Origin of the sequence: Methanolobus psychrotolerans, from assembly GCF_002243045.1 — an archaeon.
GTDB lineage: Archaea > Halobacteriota > Methanosarcinia > Methanosarcinales > Methanosarcinaceae > Methanolobus > Methanolobus psychrotolerans.
Window position 1 is genome coordinate 64236 of record NZ_MBKP01000021.1, and the last position, 10569, is coordinate 74804.

Annotated in this window: 6 protein-coding genes; all 6 read right to left on the bottom strand. The window is 43.2% G+C overall.

Translation table 11 applies throughout. The features are described from left to right. Positions 1–4 precede the first annotated feature (4 nt). Positions 5–592, bottom strand: a complete 588-nt coding sequence (locus BB781_RS08855) for a hypothetical protein (protein ID WP_242492592.1) — start codon at positions 590–592, stop codon at positions 5–7. 20 nt (positions 593–612) lie between these two features. Beyond that, complete coding sequence (locus BB781_RS08860) at positions 613–1158, bottom strand: XTP/dITP diphosphatase (RefSeq protein WP_094228137.1); 546 nt, start codon at positions 1156–1158, stop codon at positions 613–615. Continuing rightward, on the bottom strand, positions 1151–1723 hold the full coding sequence (locus BB781_RS08865; protein ID WP_094228138.1) for a Kae1-associated kinase Bud32: 573 nt from the start codon (positions 1721–1723) through the stop codon (positions 1151–1153). Before BB781_RS08865 ends, BB781_RS08860 begins: the two co-directional genes overlap by 8 nt. Beyond that, the gene (locus BB781_RS08870; protein ID WP_094228139.1) at positions 1714–2739 is read right to left on the bottom strand and encodes a bifunctional N(6)-L-threonylcarbamoyladenine synthase/serine/threonine protein kinase; all 1026 of its coding nucleotides are present in this window, start codon (positions 2737–2739) and stop codon (positions 1714–1716) included. The genes BB781_RS08865 and BB781_RS08870 overlap by 10 nt, the downstream gene beginning before the upstream one ends. A 48-nt stretch (positions 2740–2787) precedes the next feature. Next, on the bottom strand, positions 2788–7110 hold the full coding sequence (locus BB781_RS08875) for a PGF-pre-PGF domain-containing protein (protein ID WP_164997834.1): 4323 nt from the start codon (positions 7108–7110) through the stop codon (positions 2788–2790). Between the two features lie 126 nt (positions 7111–7236). Continuing rightward, positions 7237–10569: DUF5018 domain-containing protein (locus BB781_RS08880; protein WP_094228141.1), on the bottom strand; the 3333-nt coding region annotated here is incomplete at its 5' end.

The following is a 10569-nucleotide window of genomic DNA, read 5'->3' on the forward strand; positions in this document are numbered from 1 at the left end:
GATATCAAAAGTGCGAAAGTGTATATTTTTTCTCTGCAAGGACCAGTTCAAAATTGAAGTTACCTTCCAAAGGTCCTTCAATTACTACTCCCAGGCTTTTATTTATATCATGATCGTTATCTAGGGTCCACTTTCCAGTATAATCCAATGTTCCTTTTTTGAAAAGGATTATGTTTCCATCAATATTATATCTGTTTTTAGCGCCGTTTACATACTTGCAGATTATCGTATTGTTTTCCTGAACCCATTGTGTGTCAGTAAGGTTACCATTCATGTCCGGGTCTGGATCAACTCCAAATGCAAGATATTCGACATCATCCATGGAAAGTCCAATAGTGCATGTGGATCCGTCCGGACCGTTCTGTTCCTGAACGTTCCTTGCATATCCATTCTGTATTGACAGCAATTCAAGTGCAGCATCATTTATCTGCTTGCTGTCCTTTGCTTTTGAATAAACAGGAGATAAGCTGTTCCAGGAAGAGGCTACAAGGAATATGATGACTCCTGTCACTGCAAGATAGAATACCATCTTGAGAGGAACAGTGTCAATACCACGCGTATCCCTGAGAAATGAAGTCTCTTTAGTCCCCACTTTCTTCCCCCTACCTATTTTTACTCCAGCCATTCCAGAAACTTATCAAGTGCCCTTCGACGATGTGAAACCTTGTTCTTTACCTCATCACCAAGTTCTCCGAAGGTCTTTCCATTATAATCGAATATGGGGTCATATCCAAATCCTCCGGCACCCAGTTCTTCAAAGGCAATATTTCCTTTCACAGTTCCTGTAAATGTGAGTGGTTCACCACCGGGTTCACAGTATCCTATAACGGACTTGAACACTGCTGACCTTTCAGTTTCACCTTCCATTACCTTAAGGACTCGGCTGTTTCCAAGGTTCTTTTCAACAAATGCAGAATATGGTCCGGGAAAACCATTGAGTGCATTGATAAAAAGCCCCGAATCATCTACAATGACAGGCAATCCTAGTTTTGACGATGCCCATTTTGCACCATATGCTGCAATAGGTTCCAAAGTGTCTTCCTGAAGTTCAGGATAGCCATCGGTGTTCTGTACGACTTCAAACCCCTTGGATGCAAGTATGTCTTTCACTTCCCTGAACTTACCCTTATTGCCTGTGACAAATACGATTTTACGCATATCTTCCTCTTTTCTCTATCTCTTTTACTCTTTCAAGCACTTCATCAGCCTGCCTGAATTCCTGTCGGTAACCCCTGCAGAATGCCTCAATGAGTTTTTCATGGTTATCGTGTGTACTTTCAAATGTCTGGAACAGGACATGTACATCCACTCCCCGTGCTTCTGTACAACTGTCAAAGAAAGAGAGCCCAAAGTCTATCATGTAGATCCTGTAATTGACAAGTATCAGGTTGGAAGTCGTGAGATCTCCGTGGATAATGCCTGCCATATGTAGTTCAGCTACAAGGATTCCTATTTGTTCACTAAGCTTCTCGTCAATAACAGATCTTAGTGCAGTCCCGTCAAGATACTGCATTTTTATCGTGGAGTTATCGATATCATAAATAATGGGTGTAGGAACACCCGCTCTCCTGGCCTCAGATAACAACCTGGCTTCAGCCTTTGTTCTCTCCTTCCTTATCCTTTCATCAAGCTCTTTCAGACGGTAGCTCTTAGGTACTCTTTCCTTGATAATTATCCCCTTTTCCACTTTCACGGTTGCTTCGGCACCACTTGTCAGATACATGTCTCTCTCCTTTCTTCAAAATCTTTAGGGAGCCACGTAACGTCTACGTCATCAGGTCTGAAATTAGGATTTACGTGGGAGTTCTCAATATCAAGTATATTTCCAGAGTCATACATAAGAAGTCCAAGATAGGCTATCATAGCACCATTATCTCCCATGAACCTTTTTTCAGGTACGTAAAAAGAAGCTCCACGTTCTGTGCACATTATGTCCAGCATTTCCCGAAGTCTCATGTTCGCTCCGACCCCACCTGCCAGCAGGACCTCGTTCTTTCCGGTATGTGCAAGAGCACGTTCCGTGACCTCTACAACCATCGCAAAGGCCGTTTCCTGATAAGAATAGCAGACATCTTTCATGGAATTATTCTTCAGGGCTTCGGTAGCAGCCGTAGATAAGCCTGAAAAGGAAAGATCCATTCCCTTTACAACGTACGGGAGTGGAATATATTTTGAAGCTCCTTTTGCAAACTGCTCTATCTGAGGTCCACCAGGATGTCCGAGCCCGGCATTCCTTGCAAACTTATCAAAGGCATTTCCAAGCCCTATATCAAGTGTTTCCCCGAAAACCCTGTATCTTCCCATTCGGTAAGCCAGAACCTGCGAATTTGCACCACTTACATAGAGGGTGACCGGGTCAGTTGCCGGAGTCTTCCAGCGGCCAACTTCTACATGGGCAAGACAGTGGTTCACACCAACAAGCGGTACATCAAGGGTTATTGCAAGCATCCTGGCAGCTGTTGCTACGGTACGCAGGCAGGCACCAAGCCCCGGTCCCTGCGAAAAAGAAATAGCATCTATCTTTGAAGCATCGACCCCTTTCTTTTTTGCTTCCTCAAGCACCCCTTTTACAACATAGGATGCATACTTTGCATGGTGCTGGGCTGCTTCTCTTGGGTGTATCCCGCCTGTGGGGGGTCGATACATGTCGGATACTTCTGCAATCACATCTTGCTCATTAACGATGGCAGCACTGAGGTTCCATGCAGTACCCTCAATACCAAGCACTGTTCCTTTCAACTTTGATTTCTCCAGTGCTTAATGGTATGCAGTTGAATATTAATTTTGCTATTTTCTGACAAGCACACAGGCAATGGCCAATATCAGCATTGTTGTGATACCTGATACAGCAGGAAGTTTTCCATTGTCTTCTCTTTCATTGTTATCTGCTGTGGATGTATTCGAATCGGTTATATCTTCCATCAAAGTGCTGCCATCCAATTCCATGACAGTTATCCCGGTCTTTTCTTTCTCATCTGTTATTAGTGGCTCTTCTGCTGTTATTGCAAAAACAGAGAATCCTGGAGTGCTTGCTTCAAAGTAAAGGTAGTTATCATCCGGATCAGTCTGTTTTGTATCAAGCATTTGCCAGGTGTCATCGCTGTACCTTTTCAGCACTATGGTGGAAGGATCAATGTCATTGTCCAGAACCCATTTTTTGCTGACCTTGAATCCTATAACAGGATCTTTGATATTGTTCTCAGTGGCATAGCCGGTCTTGCCAATCCAGACATTCATATTCCTGTAGATTAATCCGGAAGGTGCGTTATCTACAAAAGTGGATGTATTCTTCAATATTTCAATGGTAGTACTGATCTTTCCTGCATTCCTTAATGATGTGTAACGGATATATTCGATGTCATTATTCTCGCTGTCAAAATCAAAGTCAACAATCTCGTCCTTTGCGGTATATACTGACAGTACATCCTTAAACGCTATGTTTTCTAGATCTTCACCAGTGGAGCCACCACCGCCTCCTCCCCCGCCACCACCGGAGGAAGTGGATATGACAGTAGTTTGTGTAGAGGTTGTTACGGTCATGTTGGACCAGTTACCGATGTTACCTACAAAATCCACAGGCTTTAGGCTATAGATGTAACTTGTGACTGACGAAAGGCCAGTGTCTGTGATATGTGAATTAGAATTGTTTTCAAGGAAAGCCCCGTTTCTCCATATTTCCACATGGTCTGTATCACTGGATGATTCCCATGTGAGAGTTACATAGGCGCTACTACTTGAATTTGTCAGGTTGCTGATGACAGGTGCAGTGTTATCTTCAAGGGGAACATAAATGCTAAGGTGAGTGATATTTGCAGTGACCGTATGTGCAGAGATATTGACCGTACTCCTGAATGGTATCCAGATTCCTTCATCAGGGTCATACCATGCAACTGCAAGCTTGCCGGTGTTATGAACAAGGCTATGATTGTACCCCAGTGTAAGGGACACATTCCTTCCGAACTGATATGAATAGTCAGCATCTGACCCATTCAATACCCGAATGTCAATTGCAGGGCCTGTAAGATAAGAACCACTTTCTGGGTCTTCAGCTATTGCAGAAGAAGCAGATATATTACCCGGGTTTGCAGATGTGCCGGTAATGTTGAAGTTCAGGGTTGGATAACTGATATTGCTTTCAAATCCTGGAACAAGGAGGGTTACTTCGTCATCTCCGTTTGTATTGAAAGTCTCTCCAAGACTCAGGTATAGGGTGATGTTAGGACTGAAATAATCGCTCAATGAATTATTAAAGATAGAAGTAACGTCAACGGTATTTGTCCCGTTTGATAGTGGAATATTGCTGATATTGAACATTCCGTCTGAAACGGGGCAAGAAACGTTGGTGATTACCCCGTTCACATAAACCGAAACGTTTGTAGCGATTCCGGCAGTTCCATTCATCACAAAAGTGTTATCTGGCAGGTAATATATTGTTCCGGATGTGGGTGAATCAATAGCTGGCTGACTGTTAAATACTGTGAAATTAACAGTGGTCAAATTTGTATATCCTGTAACATCTTCAGCAAAGATTGTAAGGTTGTGACGACCTTCGCTCAGGTTAAAGGTAGTATTGAATGAAAATACACTTTCTTCCGTGGAATTTGCTCCATTGTCAACATTATACATGAAGTCACACAGTTTGTTGCTACTGATGATGATGTCAAATGTGTTTTCCTGTATCACATCATTTTCTCCGAGTCCCTGAACTGTAATTATGTTCTCCTCAGTACTGACATAAAATCTCCAGCTATAAGTCAATAGCTCACTCAGGTTTGTCATTGCACTGACAGTTGTATTGTGATATCCATCAGAATATGGTTGTGCGGTCAGGTTTTGTACCAGATACCCTCCATCGATATTTTCCAGGGAGTGGGTCACATGTGAACCGTCAATGGTCATATTTATGGAGCTAGAATTAATTCCGTCTGAATGTGTGAGGTTCATTGAAACTGCAGTTGTGCTGTTAGTTATATAAGAATCCGGCACAGGGAATGAATCGACTGTCTCATAAGAAATGACAATTGAGAAATTCTGGGGACCCTGCGGGACATTTGTGCCATTAACTATGATCGTATATGTTCCAGCAAATGGATTTACCAGTTCAACACCTTCTATATTGTTTATGGTGTCAGTTCCGTCATTTCCATAATATGTATCCTCAGGACCAATTACTGTGAGGTCCAGATTATTAACAAGTTGTGTGACCACAGAAGCATCCCCTGGATAATCTGTCCACACCAGTGTTGCTCTTAGTGGTTCGGATGTGCCGGATATATAATAACTTACATTCCAGGATTCGCTGTAGTTCAAGGGTATATTGTCAAAGTACCTGATTACTTTTGGATACTGGGAATAAATAGAGTTTGCAATATCAATGCGTCCCCATCCTTGTGAATAGTCAGGTCTGCCCAGTATTTCCTGTGTAGCACCTGTGCCGTATTGTCCGGGTGCCATGTTATATGCTCCGTTTATTAGTGTTGCTTTCAGTAAAGCAGCGCTCGGGCTGCTCAGGTTTTCCACATCTGTATAATACTGTCTGACAATAGCTGCAGATCCTGCGGTGATTGGAGTAGACATGCTTGTGCCTCCCATGTAGAGGTAAGTGTCATTAATGATTCCCCAGCCGGAACTACCTCCTACACTTGACCTTGTAGAAGCAATGAATGTACCGGGTGCAACAACCTCCGGTTTAACCCTTCCATCATCGGTAGGTCCACGGCTACTGAATGCAGCCATGCCTTCTCGATTGTTGGCCATGTAGTCTCCAAATAATGGGGATGCAGAATAATTCCATGTTGTTCCCCACGTCAAATAAGGTGATCTGTTAAAAGTATCTCCTCTCTCATTTTCTGATGCACCAACGGTAAGGCAGTTCTTTGCAGTTCCGGGTTCCCCGATCGAATCATTATCTATGACTCCATTTGAGTTTGCGTCTTTTCCTGAATTACCTGCTGAAAAAAGGATAAGCATGTCAGGATGTTCCCACATGAACTGGTCCACTTGTTGTGACATTATTGTATAATCTCCATTTGCATCTCCTCCCCAACTATTGGTGTGTATTCTTGCTCCCAGATCATATGCTGGCTGGAATAGCTCACTCAGATTATCTGGCAGATAGATGTAAGGAGTACTATCTCCGGCCGCCTGGAATACCAGTTCTGCTTCAGGTGCCATTCCGCTGTATAACCCTCCGGAAAGTGAGCCATTTCCTAATACCGATCCAACAACATGGGTTCCATGACCGGACTGGTCCGCAGAACTTCCATCATTTGCTACATCAGTAATGCTCAGTATCCTTCCTCTTATGTCTGCATGCATTGAGTTATTGTTCACACCGATGTCAAGTCCGCTGTCGCAAACAGCCACTATTTGTCCATTGCCATTCAGTCCATAAGTTTCATGGATCGTATCAACGTTGATAATTCCTGCAGCAATATTATTGGTTAATTTTGGCTGAATGTATTCTTCTATCCATTTGACATCATTGATAGATGCTATGTCAGCAAGTTTATCCGATGAGGTCTGTATTTTGAAAACATTTCCAGAACTGGAAAGAATATTTCCTCCAAGGGATTCAATGTCATTAGTTATCCTTTCATTGTCCGTGGAAGAGAAAATAAGTACACGGTATGTGTTCTTTGTTTCAGGTTCCAATCCGAGAAGCTGAACATTTTTGTTGTCTGCTAATTTTGGTTCATATTTGTATGATGGTTTGTATTCCCCGATCCAATCTACAAAATCCAGTGAATATACCTGATTTTTTACATCTTCACACATTCTGAATACAAATGCATTGTTTGGAACATAATTGTAAATAGAAGCTCCTTTTGATGTAATGTTCTGTTTCCATGCCTCCTGCACGGGTCCGGTAAATTGTACGATGTAGTATTTTTCCGCATCTTTCCCAGACAATGTTGAAATACCCATGGTTTGCGATCCACTTGTTTTCTCTTCAGGTTCAGGAACATTACCTGTATCTATATATCCTGCCTTCAGGAGTAAAAGGCTAGCGTTATTAGCATTGTTATTATCCGAGATTGCAGAAGCGTTTAGAGTACTGAATAAAAGTACCAGTAAGATTATGATAAATACTTTGTTTTTAGTTTCCATAAATGACCCGGCATCCCATATACTATATATGTAACTCATATATTATTACAAATATATTTATGTATGCTGTTCAATAAAAAAGAGAATGTTCTGGTATTAAAAATAGCATTAGCTCTGAAATAGAAATTATTGCTTCCTTATCAAGAAGCAAACAATAAATAAAATAAAGACGCAGGCAAAGCCCGAGATCTCATAAAGTGTCTTATCCGGCTGTGTATCATTTATCATTGAAGCATTGGATTTTGAGATTATTTCATCTACCGGGGAGTTCAGGACATCTGCAACACTTTCCAATCTTCCGTTTTCACCCCGGGGTTCACCTGTGATGGCAAAGGGTGAGAACCCCGGTGTGCTTGCTTCAAAATAGAGGTAAGTATCGTCAGAGTTAGTCTGTACAGTTGTAAGCTTGTTCCACCTGCCATCATACCTGTTGAGCACAATGCTATCCGTGTCGATGTCATTGTTATCCATCCAGTCCCTGGTTATTCTGAAACCAATAACCGGATCTGCAATGTTATCCGGGGTTGCATATCCTGTCTTTCCGACCCAGATATTAATGTTCCTGTAAACTTCTCCTTCGGGCAAGGTGTCGGCAAAGATTGATCTGTCTTTTAGAACCTCTATTGTTGCAGAGATGGTTCCTGCATTTTTCAATGACTCATAAGCAATATACTGGATATTGTTATTCTCATTCCGGAAATCAAATATCACGGACATGTCCTTGCCGACAAAAGTGGAACTCACATCCTTGAGCTCAATGTTCTCGAATTCCTCACCAGTGGTACCCCCGCCACCACCTCCTCCTCCGCCACCTCCAAGTGTTGCGGTTGTTGTAATCTGAACGGTGGTTAATGTAACTTCCACAGTTACATTTTCCGCAGGCATCTGGAAGGTATAGTTAGCTTGGGGAGTTACTTCTGTTGTGGATACAGAACCATTTGTCACTATTACTTTTAGGGAAGAGAATTGCTTTCCTGTCTCAATATCAGTAATAGTTATATTTACAGTTTCATCTTCATCGGCAATTGTTTTGTCGACGGTTACGTTCGCGGTGCCGCCTACAACATCTGCTACTGCAATATAGTATGTCAGATTTATATCCGGCGCATTGGCACGGTTCACATTTAGAGTGTAGTTCTTTGTGACTTCAATGTCCTCAGCAGTCACCATTATGGTTATAGTGGTCTGTTCTCCTGCACTCTGGAGTGCAACTGTTCTGGCTGCTCCACTGGTGGCTGCTTCATTATTTATATTCATCGATGCATTGATATCAGACAGAATTGCAGTTACATCAATTGCTGCCACATCATGACCGACATCGACTATATAGCCCGTTTGAGAAGCACTGAACTCTGAATCAAGGGTTCCCATATTTACAGTTAAAGAGATGAGGTCTGCATTCTTTTTTGGTGCCTCTGCAATCACTGTTACCGTATAGCTTTTGTTTGTCTCGTCCTCTGCTGTTACCGTGTAAGTGACCGGGTTAGTGAAATCCTGTGCTACTCCATTTCCGGGAGTTATGCTCGCTCCCGTATGAACAATGACTGGTATCAGGCTTGTTACATCAGTTCCATAAGGCACTGTAATGCTTATGGTCCTTGCAGCTTCATTGATCTCGCCAGTAACTGCAGGATTTGCGAAGTTAAAACCTGTAATTGATTTAGCCGGGTTCAGCAATGATGTCACCGTTACCGTATAACTCCGGGTTGTTCCGTCCTCTGCGGTTACCGTGTAAATTACCGGGCTATTGAAGTCCTGCGCTACTCCGCTTCCTGGTGTTATGCTTGCTCCTGTATGAACAATGGTTGGAGTCAGGCTTGTTACATCAGTTCCATAAGGAACTGTAATGCTTACAGTCCTTGCAGCTTCATTGATCTCGCCAGTAACTGCAGGGTCAGTAAAGCTGAAACCTGTAATTGATTTAGCAGGGTTTGGCAATGATGTCACTGTTACCGTATAACTCCGGGTTGTTCCGTCTTCTGCTGTTACCGTGTAAATTACCGGGTTAGTGAAATCCTGCTCTATTCCATTTCCGGGAGTTATGCTCGCTCCCGTATGAACAATGGTTGGTATCAGGCTTGTTACATCAGTTCCATAAGGAACTGTAATGCTTACAGTCCTTGCAGCTTCATTGATCTCGCCAGTAACTGCAGGGTCAGTAAAGCTGAAACTTGTAATGGACTTAGCAGGGTTTGGCAATACTGATACTGTTACCGTATAACTCCGGGTTGTCCCGTCCTCTGCTGTTACCGTGTAAATTATCGGGTTAGTGAAGTCCTGTGCTACTCCGCTTCCAGGTGTTATGCTCGCTCCCGTATGAACAATGGCTGGTATCAGGCTTGTTACATCAGTTCCATAAGGAACTGTAATGCTTACAGTCCTTGCAGCTTCATTGATCTCGCCAGTAACTGCAGGGTCAGTAAAGCTGAAACCTGTTATTGATTTAGCCGGGTTTGGCAATGATGTCACTGTTACCGTATAACTCCGGGTTGTTCCGTCTTCTGCTGTTACCGTGTAAATTACCGGGTTAGTGAAATCCTGTGCCACTCCGCTTCTAGGTGTTATGCTCGCTCCCGTATGAACAATGGTTGGAGTCAGGCTTGATACATCAGTTCCATAAGGCACTGTAATGCTTACAGTCCTTGCAGCTTCATTGATCTCGCCAGTAACTGCAGGGTCAGTAAAGCTGAAACCTGTTATTGATTTAGCCGGGTTCAGCAATGATGTCACTGTTACCGTATAACTCCGGGTTGTTCCGTCTTCTGCTGTTACCGTGTAAATTACCGGGTTAGTGAAATCCTGCGCTATTCCATTTCCGGGAGTTATGCTTGCTCCCGTATGAACAATGATTGGTGTCAGACCTGTTACATCGGTCCCGTAAGGCACTGTAATGCTTACAGTCCTTGCAGCTTCATTGATCTCGCCAGTAACTGCAGGGTCAGTAAAGCTGAAACCTGTTATTGATTTAGCCGGGTTTGGCAATACTGATAATGTTACCGTATAACTCCGGGTTGTCCCGTCCTCTGCTGTTACCGTGTAAATTATCGGGTTAGTGAAGTCCTGTGCCACTTCGTTTCCGGGAGTTATGCTCGCTCCCGTATGAACAATGGCTGGTATCAGGCTTGATACATCAGTTCCATAAGGCACTGTAATGCTTACAGTCCTTGCAGCTTCGTTTATGTCACCAGTAACTGCAGGGTCAGTAAAGCTGAAACCTGTAATTGATTTAGCCGGGTTCAGCAATGATGTCACTGTTACCGTATAACTCCGGGTTGTTCCGTCCTCTGCTGTTACCGTGTAAGTGACCGGGTTAGTGAAGTCCTGTGCTATTCCATTCCCGGGTGTTATGCTTGCTCCCGTATGAACAATGGTTGGAGTCAGACCTGTTACATCAGTTCCATAAGGCACTGTAATGCTTATGGTCCTTGCAGCTTCGTTAATAACACCAGCAACTGCAGG

Coding starts and splice junctions, on each gene's coding strand:
- BB781_RS08860 (WP_094228137.1), bottom strand. CDS start 1,158: ATGCGTAAAATCGTATTTGTCACAGGCAATAAGGGTAAGTTCAGGGAA.
- BB781_RS08865 (WP_094228138.1), bottom strand. CDS start 1,723: ATGTATCTGACAAGTGGTGCCGAAGCAACCGTGAAAGTGGAAAAGGGG.
- BB781_RS08875 (WP_164997834.1), bottom strand. CDS start 7,110: ATGGAAACTAAAAACAAAGTATTTATCATAATCTTACTGGTACTTTTA.